General features: G+C 53.3%; 14 protein-coding genes. All 14 read right to left on the reverse strand.

Annotation, left to right across the window (positions count from 1 at the left end; all coding sequences use genetic code 11):
• Positions 1-176: 176 nt before the first annotated feature.
• Positions 177-5,126 carry a glycosyltransferase gene (locus F475_RS24305; RefSeq protein WP_158538469.1) on the reverse strand — a complete coding sequence of 1,650 codons (4,950 nt, stop codon included), beginning with the start codon at positions 5,124-5,126 and terminating at the stop codon, positions 177-179.
• 724 nt (positions 5,127-5,850) lie between these two features.
• Complete coding sequence (locus F475_RS24310) at positions 5,851-7,788, reverse strand: glycosyltransferase family 2 protein (protein WP_111454895.1); 1,938 nt, start codon at positions 7,786-7,788, stop codon at positions 5,851-5,853.
• Positions 7,789-7,924: 136 nt separating this feature from the next.
• Complete coding sequence (locus F475_RS24315; RefSeq protein WP_064616668.1) at positions 7,925-8,944, reverse strand: glycosyltransferase family 4 protein; 1,020 nt, start codon at positions 8,942-8,944, stop codon at positions 7,925-7,927.
• Entirely contained in the window at positions 8,941-9,903 is a 963-nt protein-coding gene (locus F475_RS24320; protein WP_064616666.1) for an SDR family oxidoreductase, read from the reverse strand. Before F475_RS24320 ends, F475_RS24315 begins: the two co-directional genes overlap by 4 nt.
• Positions 9,900-10,823, reverse strand: a complete 924-nt coding sequence (locus F475_RS24325; protein WP_064616664.1) for a glycosyltransferase — start codon at positions 10,821-10,823, stop codon at positions 9,900-9,902. The genes F475_RS24320 and F475_RS24325 overlap by 4 nt, the downstream gene beginning before the upstream one ends.
• A gap of 54 nt (positions 10,824-10,877) precedes the next feature.
• Entirely contained in the window at positions 10,878-11,768 is an 891-nt protein-coding gene (gene rfbA, locus F475_RS24330; RefSeq protein WP_064616662.1) for a glucose-1-phosphate thymidylyltransferase RfbA, read from the reverse strand.
• Entirely contained in the window at positions 11,765-12,658 is an 894-nt protein-coding gene (gene rfbD, locus F475_RS24335) for a dTDP-4-dehydrorhamnose reductase (RefSeq protein WP_111454896.1), read from the reverse strand. Before rfbD ends, rfbA begins: the two co-directional genes overlap by 4 nt.
• Positions 12,655-13,731 (reverse strand): dTDP-glucose 4,6-dehydratase, encoded by a 1,077-nt coding sequence (gene rfbB, locus F475_RS24340; RefSeq protein ID WP_086944628.1) that lies wholly within the window; start codon positions 13,729-13,731, stop codon positions 12,655-12,657. Before rfbB ends, rfbD begins: the two co-directional genes overlap by 4 nt.
• A 229-nt stretch (positions 13,732-13,960) precedes the next feature.
• Entirely contained in the window at positions 13,961-14,200 is a 240-nt protein-coding gene (locus F475_RS24345; protein WP_064616656.1) for a LapA family protein, read from the reverse strand.
• Between the two features lie 27 nt (positions 14,201-14,227).
• Positions 14,228-14,524 carry an integration host factor subunit beta gene (ihfB, locus tag F475_RS24350; RefSeq protein WP_003369729.1) on the reverse strand — a complete coding sequence of 99 codons (297 nt, stop codon included), beginning with the start codon at positions 14,522-14,524 and terminating at the stop codon, positions 14,228-14,230.
• A 150-nt stretch (positions 14,525-14,674) separates the two neighbouring features.
• Positions 14,675-14,953, reverse strand: a complete 279-nt coding sequence (locus F475_RS24355) for a hypothetical protein (protein ID WP_111454897.1) — start codon at positions 14,951-14,953, stop codon at positions 14,675-14,677.
• A 217-nt stretch (positions 14,954-15,170) separates the two neighbouring features.
• Positions 15,171-16,862, reverse strand: coding sequence for a 30S ribosomal protein S1 (gene rpsA / locus F475_RS24360; RefSeq protein WP_018929851.1), 1,692 nt, complete (start codon positions 16,860-16,862; stop codon positions 15,171-15,173).
• A 119-nt stretch (positions 16,863-16,981) separates the two neighbouring features.
• Positions 16,982-17,671: a (d)CMP kinase gene (gene cmk / locus F475_RS24365; RefSeq protein ID WP_007939921.1), complete on the reverse strand. Its 690-nt coding sequence runs from the start codon at positions 17,669-17,671 to the stop codon at positions 16,982-16,984.
• Positions 17,668-19,875, reverse strand: coding sequence for a bifunctional prephenate dehydrogenase/3-phosphoshikimate 1-carboxyvinyltransferase (locus tag F475_RS24370; protein WP_018929852.1), 2,208 nt, complete (start codon positions 19,873-19,875; stop codon positions 17,668-17,670). Before F475_RS24370 ends, cmk begins: the two co-directional genes overlap by 4 nt.
• Position 19,876: the final 1 nt, after the last annotated feature.

Raw genomic sequence — 19,876 nt, forward strand, 5'->3', positions numbered from 1 at the left:
CCTACACTTTATTGTTTAACGGAACACACTGTGACGGCTAATGATACGTCAAGAGAGGCGGCTTACCAAATTGCCGGAGACGCCCGTCTTGCTCTCAGCGCAGGCCTGGTAATCAGCCGGACCTGCCTTGTGAGCCCTCCCCTTAACGCTAGCTGTCCTGCTTACAGCAACTCCGGCTACAGGTCTTGGACAGTCAGGCCAGCGGCTTCGGCCTTCGCCGGCTCCGCCCTGCGCTGCTGAATGTCACGCTCGAACAAACGAAGATATTGAGAGGCAACGGCGTCAATTCGATATCGACTGGAAACGTCTTTCACCAGGCCGACGGCTTCCTTGTATTTCCGTTCATCTGTCGCGAACGCTGCAATCACGCGGGCCGCACTCTCGATTGGGACGACCCAATCTTCCAACCCGATAATCTCCCCGGCAACGCCGCTCTCTATCGTCAACATGTTTTTGATGTCGCCTACGTCTGTGGCAATATATGGCTTGCCGGCGAACAGACAATCGACAATGGTCAGAGGGAAACTCTCTGACCTGAAGGTCGATAACATGATGCCCATGTCCGCGGCAGCATAATGGCCTACGGAGTTATCACTAAAGCCAGCCAGGTAAACGAAGTCCGGCGCACCTGCTTGACAGTATTCATCGTACACCAGGCCATTACCGACCAATATAATACGGATGTCCCGACCGGAAAGTGATCGCGCAAGTTCTACCGCCTGGATAGCTTCGCCCCAGCCTTTATCGGGAATTGCCCGACTGACACAACACAATACAAAAGCATCTTCCGGTATACCCATCTGCACGCGCGAGATTGGAACGATTTCCGGCGGCTGCAACCCGTTAGGAACCTTGACGAAACGGGGAGAAGACTTGTCGTACAGTGAGATGTCCGAGAAAGGAACAAGATTTTTCTCAGCGGTGTAGACCCATGTACTGACACCTTTGTCAGCAATGCGCAACTGTTCATCAGTCACTCCATTGCCATGTTCAATCATCCCGTGCAGAGCAGCCACATGGGCGCCAAGCTCGGAAAAAACATCCGGGACATCGACCGGATACTTCTGAACGTACCACTGGTGGCTATTAAGTGCTTCAATTCCGAAATCATGAATGATCTCTTTCACTGATTCGATATTCGACGTCTCGATCACCGGCACGTCGTTTCTCAGCATCTTGCGAACACCATCTTCACGTTTTGGTATCCCGGCGCTAAACAAGGAGACGGAAATACCTTGGCGTTTAAACTCGTTTGCCAGTCGAATCGGAAGAATTTCGGCACCGCCCGGATAGAAGCCGATGGTGGAAACCATCACGTTCGGCAGTCGGTCAGCCCTTGCACGAACAATCGAATCATGGTCGTACCAACGTAGAAACTCTTCTGCGGAGCCCCCGACATAGTGGTCATACAGCTTCTTGCTGGATTCCTCACAAGCCTCAAGCACCGACATCGGAACATTGTAGAGGGACTGGACCGTTCTGTTCGCCACCCCGAGCTCGCGATAAAAGACCTCTTTGCGATAAGTGGTGTTGGCTGTACTTGCATAATGTCGACGGAAATAGTTTGTACCCTCAGTGGAGTAAGCAATCTTTCCGCCACGCATGATGTGCAAATAGAAGACCCAGTCACCGGCAACCTTCATTGATAACCACGACTGATCATCCAACAGTGGCATATCAACGGGACGCTTGAAAAGCACGCCACTGGCATTAGGTATTGTGTTTTTAATACCCAACGCCGAGCGCACTTCGTTATGCGCTGTGCTTACATAGGAACCCGCCCATTTATTCGCACACTCCAGATCACTTACATAGTTAAGGAACTGGTCCGGCATCACAACTTCGTCGGTCGTTACGAACTCACATTTCGAGTACGCAAGCATGACCGCTTCATCATCAAAACAACTAACAAGCGCCTCCAGGAAACGCTCATCACAGTAATCATCGCTTTCAGCGACCCATACGAGATCACCTTTGGCCGCCTTGATCCCCTTAGCCCACTGATGAAAAACGCCACCCGAATTCGTCTCATTGAACAACAAGCGCGTTATATCAGGGTACTTTTCCGCATAACCAGTTAACACCGAACGGCTATCATCAGTCGAACAGTCATCCATCAGGATAACTTCTATATTCTTGTAAGTCTGCCCATAAATACTATCCAGCCGACGAGCAAGGTAGCTCTCATGATTATAGTTTGGAACAATTACCGAAACTTTTGGCATAACGATACTGGAATCAATGTCCAGCAAAGCGCGTGTTGTTTCGTTCAACCGACCAAAACCGGTGATACTGTCTGGCTCAAGGAAAAGTCCTTCCTGCCAATTGTTCCAGGCATTCACGAACAGTAGACGGCGATCCTCGGGGAGCGCCTTTCTCGCGCCCCTGATCGCCGCGTCAAGCCAACGTCCATAGTCACGAATGTGAAAGCGCGAATACACAAGAGGAGAATATTGCTTAAGCGCAGTTTCATCACGCCCCAATGAAATAGCGTGGAAAACAGGAGTAGTACGAAGATGTGTTTTCTGCGCTCGTACGATCCCTTGCGAAGCAACAAGGTTATACGGAACGGTATCTATTCCATTCTTGTTTTGCGGTGTAAATACGCCAGTTTCGCCCGGTACAGGATCTGCAGAAAGATCAAGCACGGCGTCACACAAACCATCCAGGTCCTGCGCCAACTCTTCCGAACCCGCAAAACCAAACTGAGCAATCAGGTACACGCCGTCACACAGTTCATTCAATCGCTCACGTAGCTTGCGAATTGAATCAACGATGTCTTCGTCGTACTCATTGAGCTTAACCACGATGACGGGACGCTCATCAACCCGCACACATCGCTTATCAGCTAGAACTGCAACAACAGGCGTAATCAAGTTGTTCGCCAGGCCTTCCAGATGCAAATCTATTTGAACGCAGAAATTAAAGTCGATTTCTGTGTGGGCAAGAAAAATGTCCAGAGGCTGTGGCGACGCTTGCACAACCGAATCCGCGCTCAGTTTAAAGCAAAAGCCAAAAAAGCCATGGCTCTTGGCACTGAGTACCTGCTGGGTGAGCACACGCCCATCCAACGGATCATACAACCCAAGCATCTTGTCAGGACGTGGTCGCTGCGAATTGCCTTTGGCAGCGAATCTGGCACTACGCAACGCCTCCCAGTCAGGCGATACATAGAACGCGAGCAACTTGATGTCGCTGTTAACCTCACCAAAACGGATGTCGTTTTCGTGATTAATGAGTGCATCCGGTACCGCTATTCTATGCTCCGCCGCGCCAGTGACAATGTAATGCCAAAGCGGGTTGAGACCAATGTGTTGAATGTCTTTGTAAAGTGCGAGATAGGCGCGCGTATCAAAGTCCATGGAAGGATTTTTACCTTCGCGCCAGCCCTGTTCACAGTAGTGCCTGAGCGGATCGACCGAGACCTCTGGCACATCGCTGTACATCGCAAGGTAGTACTTCTCGTCGAACAATCCTGACTTTTTGACGGCTTCGATCTGTGCCTCGAGCACAGCCTTGAGAACCGGTATCGGTGTATATTCACCATACGGATTGAAAACCGCATTGCGCCCGACGGGTCGACGCTTGACCGCCGTCATTTCGCAAATGCGAACTGGCAATCTGATTGGGCGACCTTCGAGCTGTCCGCATTGAATGTAGTGAAGCAGCGGATGAACCTGAGCCTCGGCAACATCAGGGTTGGCCAACAGATAATCCGAAGGACTGAAAGCGGCGCAAGGATTGCGATTTTCTATCCAGCCCTTGAGCATGTAGTGCTTGAGTGGATCAGTGCCTTTTGCACGCACTTCTGCATTATTGGCCAGGTAATAATCCGGATCAAACAACCCGCTTTCCTGAATCTCACGAAGAGTATTTTCGTTATAAAGCTCTCGACGACGCCTTAACGAGTCGACAACTTTACTCCATGTCAGCGTTCTGACGTTATGGACGGACTCTCGCACAAACCCTGAAACCATGCGCACAGACGACATTAAACGCCAGGAATGCGAAGAGAGTAATGCCTGGAGTTCCTGCTGCGTCTTGAGCAGATCAGCCTTCAGACTGACATTCTCTTTTTCGTAATCAACCAAAACGGCTTTGAGATCGACTAACTGCCTATTGAGCACACCCACAGATTGCTCAAGACTGGCGATATGCCGGTCACGTTTAACCAAAGAACCCATGAGCTCTTTTAACTGCGATTCACGCTCGAACAGAGTCGGGTTCAATGAGGCAATTCGCTGATTCAAATCCTCGATCTGTTGGGTCAAGTCCTGAATTTGAAGGGAGCGCGCACCTATTTGTTGACGACTTTCCCGAATCAGCCTGGCCGCGTCAAACGCAAGATCCAACTGCTCTACCGAAAACGCTTCTGTACGTTCTGGTACTTGCCTATCATATTCGAAGACATCAAAATCTTCGGCATACAACTCTTTAATCAAACTCGCACTTCGTTCCGTTATAAAAGCAGGAAGGAAGGGAATGACATTTTCACTTTGCGAAGGCTCTGCGAAAGGATCGGCGGCCTGCTCACCGAAGTGCTCCGATAATGCTTTATGGAGTTCAGAGGAGTTTTCAATTTTGACCAACAGGGAATAATTGATCAAATCCGGACGCAATAGCGTGGCTTGAGGCGCCCAAAAATCTTTTTCAGGTGAAGATGCGCTATTACTTGCGAGATACTCCAGAAACGCCTCAAAAGCCGAAGCAACATCCGCTACGCTTTTTACCGGCTGCTGTAATAACTCAAACTTTGGATACGATGCGACCTGCTCCGGATCTTGTAACAGTATTTTCGACTGCCATGCGGAGAAGATGCGCTTATAAGGATTTCGTACGGCGGCAAATCGAAAATATGTATCAGCAAGAAGCGGTTCCAAAAGGTCGTCTATTTCCAGCCCGCTGACATGGGGCGCAACCTTGTGAATCTCGTGAACAACTTGATCAGAATTGCTTCCCGCAGCCTCACCGACGCCGCGCAAGGCCTGCGAGCAACCTTCCAGTGACGCAAACCACCACTTCAGGGAAGTACTCGCAACTTTGGGGGTACTAACGTATAAAACCTTGTACTTCTCGGAACGGAAACTGTTCCATTTGAGATAGTCGAAGACTTTTTGTTTGTCCACTGATGACAAATCACTAATATTTAGCATATGCGTCAAAAAATCCTATGGGCATGCTGACTCTCAGCAACGCACTTCCAAACGAGTAAATTATCTGCACTAATACGAACACCCTGTAAGACGGCTACAACCATAGCCCTACATAAAAGGGTAACACTTGCAAATGACCACTCCCTGGTTCCACGACGACTTTACGTCGACGACGTTAGCCCCCTTGGGCCGAGTGAACCTCAAACGCGGTCACTGACCCGGAGCAAACAAGCGCGAAACCATCCAAAACTGATTTATAACATTTTTTGGTCTTAACATTCAAAATAGCTCAGAAATACCGGGTTCCTTACCTATGGTCTAGCTGCAGCCCCCAACAAAAAAGGTTCCCCCCTACCGCCAAGAGCGAAAAACACGTCAACCCCAGGCAGACACACGGCGGACTGAATCGTTGACGGGACAGAGGATGGGCACCGCTCGAAACCATCCCGGCCCAGACCTGCGCCCCCTCCCGAAACAGCCAGATTTGATTACTTTAAAGGGCTGCCGCCGTCCATCTGAAAAAAAGCCAGAATATTGAGGAGCAAAAAACCAATAAAGAGTCAACAAATCGTATACAAAACCAACCACTTCGACTAACGAGCCAGAGCTATATCAGTAGAAAAATACAAAAAAAGAGTCACTCACTCGGAATGACTCAATTCAAAAACTCGATACCACAAACCGCTAAAGCACGAACTCAGGTATAACTCTTACACGTTTTCAGCGCGTGATTCTTGGCAATATAATATGCGTCATGCAACTGCATATGCCGCTCTACCCGTACAGTGGGGTCACCTGGAGTTCTAAACAAAGACGTGGTTTTTGGCACATAAACAAACTTATTGCCATAACCATACCGCAACCAAAGATTCCAGTCTTCGAGACTGCTCATATCGGTTTGAAATCCGCCTCGTTGCAAGAAGAGATCCTTTTGAAAAAGGAGAGACTGGATAGCTATATAGTTGTGATCCAGCAGAACCTCATAGTCATATTCTTGCTTGAGAATCGGAGGTACCGCATGGCTAACCTCAAAATATTGCCCTTCCACGCCACTGGCAACAGTACCGACTTCCAGCGCCAATGAGTAGGCCGCTACCGCGTCAGCATTTTTCGCCAACGCACCAACAAGCACCTCGACATGATCCGCGAAAAGCAAATCATCATCATCGAGAAACATGCAATATTTTCCGGCAGCCTTTTCCAAACCATAATTACCGGTCACCGAACGACCGACTTTATCGAGGGAGTAGTAACTAACACTCATTCCCTCCGGAAATTCAAAATCAGACACAACCGAGCTCATCGTAGAACCGCCATCCTCAACGACTATCAACTCGATATTCGGGTACGTCTGATTACACACAGACATCATGGACTGTCTGAGAAACTCTCCTCGATTCTTGTAAGTTCGAGTAACCACAGTAACAAGAGGGTAATCAGCCAATGATTCGCCCACCTCCCAGAACGCCCCATCCCTGATCATTTCATAATCAAAGCCCCTGAAAGGGAAATAGCAGTTTTCACTCGGTCCCTTGCCCCGCATAAAATACCGAGCCTTCTTGAATATCACACCGAAGTTTCTGAACACATCGCGACGGGCGCCAGCATAGGGTTCTGGACGGAGCAAAAGCAGGCATTGCAAGATAAAGCCACCCACTCTATCGCTCAAATTCCCATAGCGCAGCCTGATATAAGCATTGGCCAGCGTGCTGCCGGTATACTGAATCGGTTTTATATGATGCTCATGCTCATAGGTATAATGATAGACGACGGCGGATGGGCAATACTTGAGTTGGTATCCATAGGACCTGAAGCGATAGGAAAGCTCGACGTCTTCGCCATACATGAAGATCTCGCGCTCGTATCCACCGACTTCAACGTAAGCCGACCTTCTTACAAGTACGCAAGCATGGGACGACCAGTTGGTTTCCAACGTTACCGGATCATAATATTTAGGGTGTTCATAAGGTGCCTGCCTCAACTCCCAGGATGCCACCTCAGCCTTGGCATCAGCCAGAGCAGCAGCCACCACTTTGGTTATAGAGTCTTTGGCAAAAACGATATCCACATTACTAACAAGAAAATATTCAGAGCGTCCTTTACGGATTGCCTTTTCATGCCCGGCACCAAACCCGACATTGTCGCCTTCCATAATGTCGAAACCAGCCACTTCCTGACCAAGCAATGTCTGCCAACGCTGCAATGCTTCGAGGGTGCTGTCCGAAGACCCGTTATCAACAAAGAACATATTCAATTTGCTGAGCGGGTAATTTTGCGCTCTTAACGATTCAAAAAAACCATCAATCCACTTGCCACTATTGAACGTCACCACCGACACATCAATAACTGGTTGCGCCTGAGCGATCGACGAGCTCTGGAACCGTGAGAAACGACGATTCAATATAGCCTGGATAGCCTTGGTATTATTCCGCGAATTAATCACTAACATTATGTTTTCGCGCAAACGCTTGAAAAACAAATGTATACGAACACGAATCCACACAAGGAAAGGAAACTTTTGGTAAAAGGGCCGAATAAACGCTTTAGACTTAGCCAAAAAAGAGCGCAGCCCTCGTGAAAAACGCGTTATGACTTGCCAGATTTTTGAAGCAACCATACTGAATAAACCACTCATCAAATCGAACTCCCTAACCAATGCAACTTAGCGACCTGCAAATATCACAACATCAGCGGCAGGTACATCCCTAGATGCTCTATAAGAGAGGCGACCATGCAAACCCGTGTTGATATGTGTTTTTGACGCTTTTTAATTACACTACTTGCTCCGACTCTCCTGCTTTGTAGGTACGTGCGATAAACAGCAGTGGCGCATAAGCTACGACCATACCAAAAAATCCGGAAATCCAGCCACTTGCTACAGCAATCGATAACGGCATGAGCCATACAAAATTGATAGTGATCGATGCCAGCGTTACTGCTTTATGGCTACGGTGCTTGCGAGAGGCATATTGATAACCATGACTGCGATGGGCTTCATATACCTTTTCACCTCGTAAAAGCCTGCGCATCAGGGTCCACGTCGCATCAACAATGAAAACGCCAAGCATGATCAACCAGCTCCAGAGCAACTCGGGCGACTTGGAGGCTGCCTCAATCGACATCCCTGCTAATACAATCCCCAAAAAACCGCTGCCTGCGTCTCCCATGAAAATTTTCGCCGGCGGATAGTTCCAACAGAGAAAGCCCGCGACCGCAGCTACCAGAGCCAGAGGCCCCCAGGCCAGTTCGAGGTTTGCGCTAAACCAATAGACCAGCAACATTCCGAGGCAGACGCTGATCGCTTCAGCACTGGCCAGGCCGTCAATGCCATCCATGAAGTTGTAAAGATTCAGCATCCAGACCAAATACAGCACAAACAAAATATTCCCAATCCACCCTGGATCAAGGGTGACTCCAAAGAGCGTGACGCCAGGAGAGCCTCCCAGCCAATATAACGCCCATATCGAGGCTGCAAAATGGCCTAATAGGCGCCACCTTGCGGCGATATGCCCGTGATCATCGGCAAAACCGATAAGCGCGACCAACAAGCCGCCCCCCAGTAAACCGACGAGCGTCGCCAGGCTCATCAAATCAAGCCCCCGAAGGATCAGAAGCGCCAACAGAAAGGAGACAACAATAGCTACACCTCCACCCCGAGGAGTAGGCACAGAGTGAGAGCTGCGCTCGTTTGGTGTATCCATCAAGCTATTGGCCAAAGCATAACGACGTAAAACAAACGTCAGCCCCCAGGAAACAACGAATACTGCTAGTAGCAGCCACAAAAAAGTCATTTCGTCTGCGCGTCCAGATAGTGACCTGCGGTTTGGCGCATGGCTTCATCCATGTTGATGGGGGGGGTCCACCCCAATAATTCACGATTTTTGCTGATGTCGACCTGCAATGACCCGCAGATCCGTTGAGCAACGGATTGCTTTCTCAATGCCGAAGCTGCCATTACCAGCAACCACTTTGGCAGTGGCAAGAGCCAGGCCTTCGTCCCGAGCGCATTGCCCAGGCGACGTAGTATTTCAGTTGTGGACAAGTCCTGGCCATCACTGACCAGAAAGGTTTGGTTCGCTGCGGCAGGATGATCGATACAGGTGATTACAAGGTCCACCAGGTTTCCGATCGCCACAAGGCTACGCTGGTTCCGAACCGCTCCCAACGGTAACGGAATACCTTTGTTCAGCCAGCGCAGCATACTCAGAAAATTGGCTTTAACACCCGCCCCATAGATCAATGGCGGGCGAATAATCACCACTTCCATTCCGGTTTCGCGAGCAAGTTTTCTCAGGCCTTGTTCAGCCTCGTGCTTGGACACGCCATAAGGATCCGCCGGGGCCGGTGTATCATCAGCCTTGAACGGCTTGCCTGGCTGGGTGCTTTCGCCATTGACCTTGATCGAACTGATGAAGATGAAGCGTTTGACTCCCGATTCAGCGGCGCGCTTTGCCAACCGAAGAGTGCCCTCCACATTAACCTTGCGAAACTCGGCCAAGGCATCAGAAGCGATTTCGTTCATCACATGAACTCTGGCCGCCGCGTGGACGACCGCACTGACTTCCTTCAACTCAGGCAAGGCTTCAGGATCATTCAGATCAAAGGGTACAACCGGGCATAAACCCTGCAACCGGGTGAGACTGCGAGCGGCCGCGATCGGAGCGAACTGTTTGTCCACCAACATCCTGAAAACCAGCGCCTCACCCACGAAACCGCCTGCCCCCGTGACCAATACCTTTGGGGCTGTCATTGAGCTTTGTTTCCCATCAATGCGGTGAACCAACAGATAAAAAAGAAAAAAATCTTGTCCCGCACCCGGCGCCTGCATTGCCAGGCACTGAAGGACAGTTTCATCAGTTCCGTACGCCGTAATTGCAACAAGACGCCTTTAAAGGGCTTCGCCCCCTGCCCCACCAGATCTGCAATCAGGTGAACCTGACCGAACCACCAACCGTCATGAATGGTTTTGTAACGAGCGATCAACGGACTCAGGCCTGTGTTGGCACCCACCTGATTACGCTCGTGCTGCCGGTAATCCATGCTGGGTAACGGGTCGATATACCAACGGTAACCATGACTGCGCGCAAAGGCGTAGAAATACCAGTCATGCAAAGTTACACCTTGCAGTTGCTGCCAGTTGGCGAGCATCGAGCCTTTCAAGGCTTCTATCAGGCTTTTTCTAAAGACATAGGTGCAGCCAGGCCCGGCTGCCTCGAACAAAAAATCCCAGGCGACCTGAGGTTGCGCCTTGTCCAGCAGCAGGGTTCTGCCATTTGGCCAGAACGCCGTCACGTTACTGGAGTAGGCATCCACTCCTCGTGCCTGCAACGCCTGGGTTGCTCTGTGCAGCTTATCGGGATACCAGATGTCGTCCTGGTCGGCAAAGGCGACGAAGTCGTAGCCATCGAAGTCAACGTCCCGGATCAGCCGAAAGAAGTTGCGCGATGCTCCGCCGAAGCGATTGGCATCCGGAAGCACTACAACTGCTGGATGCTCAGCCGCATAAGCTCTGCACCACGCCTCGGTGCCGTCAGTAGAGGGGTCGATGCTAATGTGCAGGGTAACGTCGACCGATAACTGGCCGAGAATCGAGACCAATTGCTCCTCAATCCACTGCATTCCGTTGTACGCAGCCAGCAAAACTGCAACCTTGGGATGTTTTACTGGCATGCTATTCCTGCTTGCTCGGATTAAACGCTAGGTTTGAAAGTAAACCCTCTCGACTCAGAGGGAATCCAAATCCAGCAGTTTTTGCAGGTACTGACCATAGCCAGTCTTCTTCAGCCTATCGGCCTGAGCGCCCAACTGTTCAGCGGTAATCCAACCGTTGTTGTAGGCGATCTCCTCCAGGCAGGCCACTTTCAAGCCTTGACGCTGCTCGATCGTGTGCACGAAGTGACTGGCCTCGAGCAACGAGTCGTGAGTCCCCGTGTCCAGCCAGGCAAAACCGCGTCCGAGCATTTCTACATTGAGGGTGTTTTGCTCGAGGTAGGCGCGGTTAACGTCGGTGATTTCCAACTCGCCACGCTCGGATGGCTTGATGTTCTTGGCGATCTCGACAACCTGGTTGTCGTAGAAGTACAGGCCAGTCACCGCGTAGCTGGATTTTGGCTTCAGCGGCTTCTCTTCGATGCTCAAGGCACGGCCGGCAGCGTCGAACTCGACGACACCAAAACGCTCTGGATCCGACACGTGATAGCCGAATACAGTCGCGCCGCGTTCTTGAGTGCTAGCCGAACGCAGGTTGTCCGAGAAGTGTTGACCGTAAAAGATGTTGTCGCCCAGGATCAGGCAGCAAGGATCCTTGCCAATGAATTCTTCGCCGATGATGAAAGCCTGAGCCAGACCATCCGGGCTAGGTTGCTCGGCATAAGTCAGCTTGATGCCGTACAGGCTGCCGTCACCCAACAACTTCTGGAAACATGGCAGGTCTTCAGGCGTGGAGATAATCAGGACTTCGCGCATACCGGCGAGCATCAACACCGACAGCGGATAGAAGATCATCGGCTTGTCGTAGATTGGCAGCATTTGCTTGGATACGCCGAGGGTCAGCGGGTGCAGACGAGTGCCCGAGCCGCCAGCGAGGATGATGCCTTTACGATTTGTCGTGGTCATTTATTCAGGACTTCCATAAGCATTCGGGTGACACCACTTTGCCAATCCGGCAAGTGTAGAGAAAAATTTTCGCGCAGCTTCTGAGTGTTCAACCGGGAATTCAGAGGGCGGCGTGCCGGTGTTGGATAAGCGGTCGTGTCGATCGGATTGATTGCCGTGACAGCAAGCTCTTCACCGTTGGCCTTGGCAAAACCAATCACATGGCTGGCATAGCCGTGCCAGGACACTTCGCCAGCGGCCGCCAGATGATACAGGCCCGCCAGCTCAGGACGCTGCAAGACTTGCTGAATAGCCAGCGCCGTCACGTCGGCGATCAGGTCTGCGCCGGTAGGGGCGCCGATCTGGTCGGCGATGACGCTCAGGGTTTCGCGATCCTTGGCCAGGCGCAACATAGTCTTGGCGAAGTTGTTGCCGCGTGCGCCATAGACCCAACTGGTGCGGAAGATCAGGTGCTTGCAGCCGGAGGCGATAATCGCCTGCTCGCCGGCAAGTTTGCTGGCACCGTAGTGATTCACCGGCGCGACAGCATCTGTCTCTTGCCATGGCGTCAGGCCTTCACCGCTGAACACGTAATCGGTCGAGTAGTGAATCAGCCACGCCCCTAGAGATGCCGCCTCTTCAGCCATGACCTGACTCGCCTGACCGTTCACGCGGTCGGCCAACTCTGTCTCGGACTCAGCTTTATCGACCGCCGTGTAGGCCGCTGCGTTGACGATGACGTCTGGTTTGACCTGACGAATCGTCGTGCGCAACGCATCGAGATCAGACAAGTCACCGCTCAAACCATCAACCGGGTGACGATCCAATGCGATCAGTTCACCAAGAGGCGCCAGGGAGCGTTGCAGCTCCCAGCCCACTTGACCGTTTTTTCCCAACAGGAGGATTTTCATGCCTTGTCCGAACGGTCCGTGTAGTTCTGGTCGATCCATTGCTGGTAGCTGCCGCTCTTCACGTGAGCGACCCACTCAGCGTTGTTCAGATACCACTCGACGGTTTTGCGGATGCCGGTTTCAAAAGTCTCTTCCGGCGTCCAACCCAGCTCACGCTGGATCTTGCTGGCGTCGATCGCGTAACGCTGGTCGTGGCCCGGGCGATCCTGAACGTAGGTGATCAGGCTGGCGTGTGGACGATGAGCGGAGTCTGGACGCAGCTCGTCGAGCAGTGCACAAAGGGTATGCACCACTTCGATGTTTTGTTTCTCGTTATGGCCGCCGATGTTGTAGGTCTCGCCGATAACACCTTCGGTCACGACTTTGTAGAGTGCGCGGGCGTGGTCTTCGACGTAGAGCCAGTCACGGACCTGATTGCCTTTGCCGTAGACCGGCAGCGGCTTGCCTTCCAGCGCGTTGAGAATGATCAGCGGGATCAACTTCTCAGGGAAGTGGCAAGGACCGTAGTTGTTCGAGCAGTTGGTGACCAGGGTCGGCAAGCCATAAGTACGGCTCCAGGCGCGAACCAGGTGATCGGAACTGGCCTTGCTCGCGGAGTAAGGCGAACTTGGCTGATATGGCGTTGTTTCGGTGAAGAGGTCTTCCGGACCTTCAAGGTCTCCGTAAACTTCGTCAGTCGAAATGTGGTGGAAGCGGAAGCTGGCTTTACGCGCGTCATCCAGCGCCGCCCAGTAGTGGCGCGCAGCTTCAAGCAGGGTGTAAGTGCCAATAATGTTGGTCTGGATGAATTCGGACGGGCCGGAGATCGAGCGATCAACGTGGGACTCTGCGGCCAGGTGCATGATGGCATCCGGTTGGTGTTCACGCAGGACACGGTCAATTTGATCGCGGTCACAGATATCGACGCGCTCGAACGCATAGCGCGGGTCTTCGCTGACTTCGGCCAAGGACTCAAGATTGCCGGCATAAGTCAGCTTATCGACGTTAACGACAGCGTCAGTGGTGTTGGAGATGATATGACGGATGACCGCCGAGCCAATAAACCCGGCGCCGCCGGTAACTAGAATTTTCACGCGAAACCATACCCTTGAGTTGCTGACAGGGCCGCCAACCGAGCACTGTCGAATCCATGAATGCAAAAGCCATCAAATTCGCTGAGGCTTCTGACAGAGTCAGTCTGAACCGATGTGGGAATATGCCACTATCGGATAAGCGCAGCATTTTACAGCTAAATGAAGGTTTTACTAATGGATATAGACAAGCTGTGATGCAAATCCGATGCTCACCATGGGTTTGTCGCAATCAGACAAGGCGCTTGCGTGAGGCTCTGGACGTACGCCCCAGAAACCAGCCGAGAACCGGCCCTATCACCATACCGATCAGCAACGTAATCACCATGATCAACGACACTGGCAACTGCGGGCTCGCCCACCCCAGGAACAGCAGTGACATGGCCTGCTGATTCTCAAGAACGAACGCCAGGATCGCCAGAACAAGCAACAGGACAAATACAGCGAGGAGTACGCGCTTGAAGTTACGCATCAGCGGCTCCCTGGAGTGCAACAGCCGTCAAAGCCCTTCCTCCTCATCCTCGTTCACACGATCACGCAGTTCTTTGCCTGGCTTGAAATGTGGAACGAACTTGCCGTCAAGGCTGACGGACTGACCGGTTTTTGGATTACGCCCCACGCGCGGCGCGCGATAGTGCAGTGAAAAGCTGCCAAAACCACGGATCTCGATTCGATCACCAGTGGCCAGACATTGGGACATTTGCTCAAGCATGGTCTTGATGGCCAGCTCCACATCTTTAGATGAGAGTAGCCCTTGATGGGTGACAATTCGTTCGATCAACTCCGACTTCGTCATATTTTTCCCTTCTTTTTCAAGCAGCTAGATCAGCGCTTCAAAGGTTTTAGCATGCCCCGAGTAATTTGAACAGCCCGTGTGTTGACATATCGTCCCCAGCAGCGAGATGCCCGATTTCAAGGCACCGGAACTCTGATCGAACCCACACACTCACCTGCAGATAACCAGCATGGTGCGCGTCAGATAGCCCGCGGGATTGAAGCCGAAAGGGAATACATCTTCCTCCTTGGCGTCATCAGACCTTACGATGACTTTATAACCTGCCCCTTTACACTCCTTGGCCGCTCGCTTGTGACACCTCTCCCATCCTGAGCCCAATCCCGAACAATCGACCTCTATACCACTGACGCCGCGCACCACATGAGTCTTGGCGCTGGTGGTACAACCTGCCAATGTCATTACTGCTATCACGACAATGAGCTTATTCATTCACTTCCTTATGCCGGATACGCAACCCGGCGGTCGTTCACTTCAGACTAAGCCTAGCCTTGAATAGACGATTGACCTGTATGAAGTTACAGACAACTTATGTAGATCATTGGTTTCACGAAAGAAATATTGCAGCGTCAGCACGTCTGGGATTCACCAAATCGCAGACACAAAAAAGGGCGACCGAAGTCGCCCTTTTTCTATGGTCTGACAGAACTCAGTTCTGTTTTTCCATTTGTGCACGCAACAGGTCGCCCAGAGTGGTAGGACCAGCAGCGATGTCAGCAGCAGGCTTGTCTTTCAAGCTCTGGATTGCTTCTTTCTCTTCAGCATCATCTTTCGACTTGATGGAGAGCTGGATTACGCGGCTCTTGCGATCAACGCTGATGATCTTGGCTTCTACTTCCTGGCCTTCTTTCAGAACGTTACGCGCGTCTTCAACGCGGTCACGGCTGATTTCGGAGGCTTTCAGAGTCGCTTCGATATCGTCGGCCAGAGTGATGATGGCGCCTTTAGCGTCAACTTCTTTCACGATGCCTTTAACGATGGCGCCTTTGTCGTTCTCTTGAACGTACTCGGAGAACGGATCGCTTTCCAGTTGCTTGATACCCAGGGAGATGCGCTCGCGCTCTGGGTCAACCGACAGGATAACGGTGTCCAGCTCGTCGCCTTTCTTGAAGCGGCGTACGGCTTCTTCGCCCACTTCGTTCCAGGAGATGTCGGACAGGTGAACCAGACCGTCGATGCCGCCGTCCAGACCAATGAAGATACCGAAATCGGTGATCGACTTGATGGTGCCGGAGATTTTATCGCCCTTGTTGAACTGGCCAGAGAAATCTTCCCATGGGTTAGATTTGCACTGCTTGATGCCGAGGGAGATACGACGACGCTCTTCGTCGATGTCCAGAACCATAACTTCCACTTCGTCGCCGACTTGTACGACTTTCGAAGGGTGGATGTTCTTGTTGGTCCAGTCCATTTCGGAAACGTGCACCAGACCTTCAACGCCTTCTTCCAGCTCAGCGAAGCAGCCGTAGTCGGTCAGGTTGGTTACACGAGCGGTAACGCGAGTGCTTTCTGGGTAACGGGCTTTGATAGCAACCCATGGATCTTCACCCAGTTGCTTGAGGCCCAGGGAAACACGATTGCGCTCGCGATCGTACTTCAGAACCTTGACATCGATCTCGTCGCCAACATTGACGATTTCGGAAGGATGCTTGATACGCTTCCAAGCCATGTCGGTAATGTGCAGCAGGCCATCGACGCCACCCAGATCGACGAATGCGCCGTAATCGGTGAGGTTCTTGACGATACCTTTGACTTGTTGGCCTTCCTGCAGGGATTCCAGCAGAGCTTCACGCTCGGCGGAGTTCTCGGCTTCGAGGACGCTGCGACGGGAAACGACAACGTTGTTGCGTTTCTGGTCGAGCTTGATGACCTTGAATTCCAGCTCTTTGCCTTCCAGGTGCGTGGTGTCGCGCACTGGACGGACGTCAACCAGAGAACCTGGCAGGAACGCACGGATGCCGTTAACGTCGACAGTGAAGCCGCCTTTAACCTTACCGTTGATAACGCCCTTGACCACTTCTTCGGCTGCGAAGGCTGCTTCCAGAACAATCCAGCATTCAGCGCGCTTGGCTTTTTCACGGGACAGCTTGGTTTCACCAAAGCCGTCTTCAACCGAGTCCAGAGCAACGTGAACTTCGTCACCGACGTTGATGTTCAGTTCGCCAGCGTCGTTGTAGAACTGCTCAAGCGGGATGAGTGCTTCAGACTTCAGGCCAGCGTGAACGGTTACCCAGCGAGCTTGGTAATCGATATCAACGATAACACCGGTGATGATGGAGCCTGCCTGAAGGTTCAGGGTTTTTAGGCTTTCTTCAAAGAGTTCCGCAAAGCTTTCGCTCATTTTAATTCCTGTTGATAAGGGCGAAGAATACGCCCATCTCCACATCCCAGACGATGTGGGTTAGTTTCATTTAAAAGAAGCTCCGCAGGACTATGACTGGTCCCCTGCGGCCCTCTTGGTCACCCGGCGATATCGCGAATGGCGATCTCGCTCATGATGCGTTCCAGCACCTGGTCGATGGATAATTCCGTGGAATCCAGCTGTATGGCGTCAGCCGCCGGTTTGAGCGGGGCTACCGCTCGCTGGGTGTCACGCTCATCGCGCGCACGTATCTCATCTAGCAGACTCGACAGACTAACACCATCGACTTTGCCCTTCAACTGCAAGTAACGTCGGCGCGCACGCTCTTCGGCACTGGCAGTGAGGAAAATCTTCAAGGGCGCGTCGGGAAATACCACCGTACCCATGTCGCGACCATCGGCCACCAGACCCGGCGCCTCCTGAAAAGCCCGCTGACGCTGCAGCAACGCCTCGCGAACCGCAGGCAACGCGGCGACCTGCGAGGCACCCGAGCCGACACTCTCGGTACGGATCACATCGCTGACTTCATCACCTTCCAGAATAATGCGCTGCAACTGACCGTCGGTCGCTGCGATGAACTGCACATCCAGATGAGCGGCGAGCTTCTTGAGCAATTCCTCATTGGTCAGGTCGACGCCATGGTTATGCGCGGCGAAAGCCAGCAATCGATAAAGTGCACCGGAATCCAGCAGGTTCCAGCCCAGGCGCTTGGCCAGAATCCCGGCGACAGTACCTTTGCCAGAGCCGCTTGGCCCATCAATAGTGATGACCGGTGCAATGCTGATCACGACTGAGCCTCTTGTGCAACACGGATACCGACCTGCGCGCACAGCGCGAGGAAGTTCGGGAACGAGGTCGCGACGTTGGCGCAATCATGGATGCGGATCGGCGCAGTGGCGCGCAGTGAAGCCACGCTGAAGGCCATGGCAATCCGGTGGTCGCCGTGACCGTGCACTTCGCCGCCGCCGATCTGGCCGCCGTCGATGATGAGGCCGTCCGGAGTGGGCTCGCACTTGACGCCCAGCGCCAGCAGACCGTCCGCCATGACCTGGATCCGGTCCGATTCCTTCACGCGCAGCTCTTCGGCACCACGCAGCACAGTGCGACCTTCGGCACATGCAGCCGCCACGAACAGCACCGGAAACTCGTCGATAGCCAGTGGCACCAGCGCTTCGGGAATCTCGATACCTTTGAGTTTAGCTGCCCGTACGCGCAAGTCCGCTACCGGTTCGCCGCCGACTTCACGCTGGTTTTCCAGAGTGATGTCAGCGCCCATCAGACGCAGGATGTCGATTACGCCGGTACGGGTCGGGTTGATGCCGACGTGTTCGAGCACCAGCTCCGAACCCTCGGCAATCGACGCCGCCACCAGGAAGAACGCCGACGACGAGATATCGCCCGGCACCTCAATGTGGGTCGCGGTCAGCTTGTGGCCGGACTCGACCGAGGCGGTCGCCCCGTTAACGGTCACCGGGTAGCCGAAGCCGCGCAACATGCGCTCAGTGTGGTCGCGAGTCGGTGCCGGCTCGGTGACCGTGGTCTTGCCTTCGGCATACAGACCCGCCAGCAGCAGGCAGGATTTAACCTGGGCACTGGCCATCGGCATGGTGTAAGTCAGGCCCTTGAGCTTGTTGCCGCCACGAATGGTCATCGGTGGACGACCGTCAGCGGCGGTCTCGATCACAGCGCCCATTTCACGTAGCGGATTGGCCACGCGATTCATCGGACGCTTGGACAACGAAGCGTCGCCGGTCAGGGTACTGTCGAAGTTCTGCGCAGCCAGCAGGCCAGACAGCAGACGCATCGAAGTGCCGGAGTTACCCAGATAGATCGGGCCCGGCGCAGGCTTCAGGCCATGCAGGCCGACGCCGTGAATGGTCACGCGACCATGGTGCGGACCTTCGATGACGACACCCATGTCGCGGAAAGCTTGCAGGGTCGCCAGGGCGTCTTCGCCCTCGAGGAAACCTTCCACTTCAGTGACGCCTTCGGCCAGGGAACCGAGCATGATCGAGCGGTGGGAAATCGATTTGTCGCCCGGTACACGAATCCGCCCAGTCAGGCGGCCACCAGGTTGTGCCAGGAAAATCAGATCGTTGGAATTCATAGCGTCCACATAGGCCCGGCGGGCCAGGATTTTACTGAAATGCTCGCGGGCAACCCGGGCGCGAGTGAACACGCCCAACAATTGGTGCCCATCCCCTGCATCGACCGCGTCGCGCAAGGCGTCGAGGTCGCTGCGAAATGTATCGAGTGTGCGCAGGACAGCTTCGCGGTTGGCGAGGAAGATGTCGTGCCACATGACCGGGTCGCTACCGGCGATTCTTGTGAAATCGCGGAAACCGCCCGCAGCGTAACGGAAGATCTCAAGATTTTCATTGCGTTTGGCCAATGAATCGACCAAACCGAACGCCAGCAAGTGCGGCAAATGGCTGGTCGCCGCCAACACTTCGTCATGACGCTCGACTTGCATGTGCTCGACGTCGGCGCCCAATTCGCGCCACAACCGGTCGACCACCGCCAGCGCGGCCGGATCGGTCTGATCCAGCGGCGTCAGAATCACTTTATGGCGACGGAACAGGTCAGCATTGGAGGCTTCCACCCCGCTCTGCTCGGAACCGGCAATCGGATGCCCTGGCACGAAACGCGCCGGCATACCGCCAAACGCCTCGGTCGCCGCGCGCACCACATTGCCCTTGGCACTGCCGACGTCAGTCAGGATCGCCTGTCCCAGATCCATGCCCGCCAACAGCGCGAGCAGTTTCTCCATGGCCAGGATCGGCACCGCCAACTGAATCACGTCCGCGCCCTGGCAAGCCGCCACCAGGTCTTCTTCGCAGCGATCCACCACACCCAACTCGACCGCCAGCTTGCGCGACTGCGGGTCGAGATCGACCCCGACCACTTCGCGGCACAGACCGCTTTCACGCAGGCCTTTGGCAAACGAACCGCCGATCAAACCCAGACCGACCACCACCAGGCGACCGATCATA

This window comes from Pseudomonas sp. URMO17WK12:I6 (assembly GCF_003253625.1).
In the GTDB taxonomy this organism is placed as follows: domain Bacteria; phylum Pseudomonadota; class Gammaproteobacteria; order Pseudomonadales; family Pseudomonadaceae; genus Aquipseudomonas.

Excerpts from the sequence above, each read along its gene's own strand:
- rfbA (WP_064616662.1), bottom strand. The coding sequence starts at position 11,768 with ATGACCACGACAAATCGTAAAGGCATCATCCTCGCTGGCGGCTCGGGC.
- F475_RS24310 (WP_111454895.1), bottom strand. The coding sequence starts at position 7,788 with ATGAGTGGTTTATTCAGTATGGTTGCTTCAAAAATCTGGCAAGTCATA.
- F475_RS24345 (WP_064616656.1), bottom strand. The coding sequence starts at position 14,200 with ATGCGTAACTTCAAGCGCGTACTCCTCGCTGTATTTGTCCTGTTGCTT.
- F475_RS24315 (WP_064616668.1), bottom strand. The coding sequence starts at position 8,944 with ATGACTTTTTTGTGGCTGCTACTAGCAGTATTCGTTGTTTCCTGGGGG.
- ihfB (WP_003369729.1), bottom strand. The coding sequence starts at position 14,524 with ATGACGAAGTCGGAGTTGATCGAACGAATTGTCACCCATCAAGGGCTA.
- F475_RS24325 (WP_064616664.1), bottom strand. The coding sequence starts at position 10,823 with ATGCCAGTAAAACATCCCAAGGTTGCAGTTTTGCTGGCTGCGTACAAC.
- rpsA (WP_018929851.1), bottom strand. The coding sequence starts at position 16,862 with ATGAGCGAAAGCTTTGCGGAACTCTTTGAAGAAAGCCTAAAAACCCTG.
- F475_RS24355 (WP_111454897.1), bottom strand. The coding sequence starts at position 14,953 with ATGAATAAGCTCATTGTCGTGATAGCAGTAATGACATTGGCAGGTTGT.
- F475_RS24370 (WP_018929852.1), bottom strand. The coding sequence starts at position 19,875 with ATGATCGGTCGCCTGGTGGTGGTCGGTCTGGGTTTGATCGGCGGTTCG.
- F475_RS24320 (WP_064616666.1), bottom strand. The coding sequence starts at position 9,903 with ATGACAGCCCCAAAGGTATTGGTCACGGGGGCAGGCGGTTTCGTGGGT.
- rfbD (WP_111454896.1), bottom strand. The coding sequence starts at position 12,658 with ATGAAAATCCTCCTGTTGGGAAAAAACGGTCAAGTGGGCTGGGAGCTG.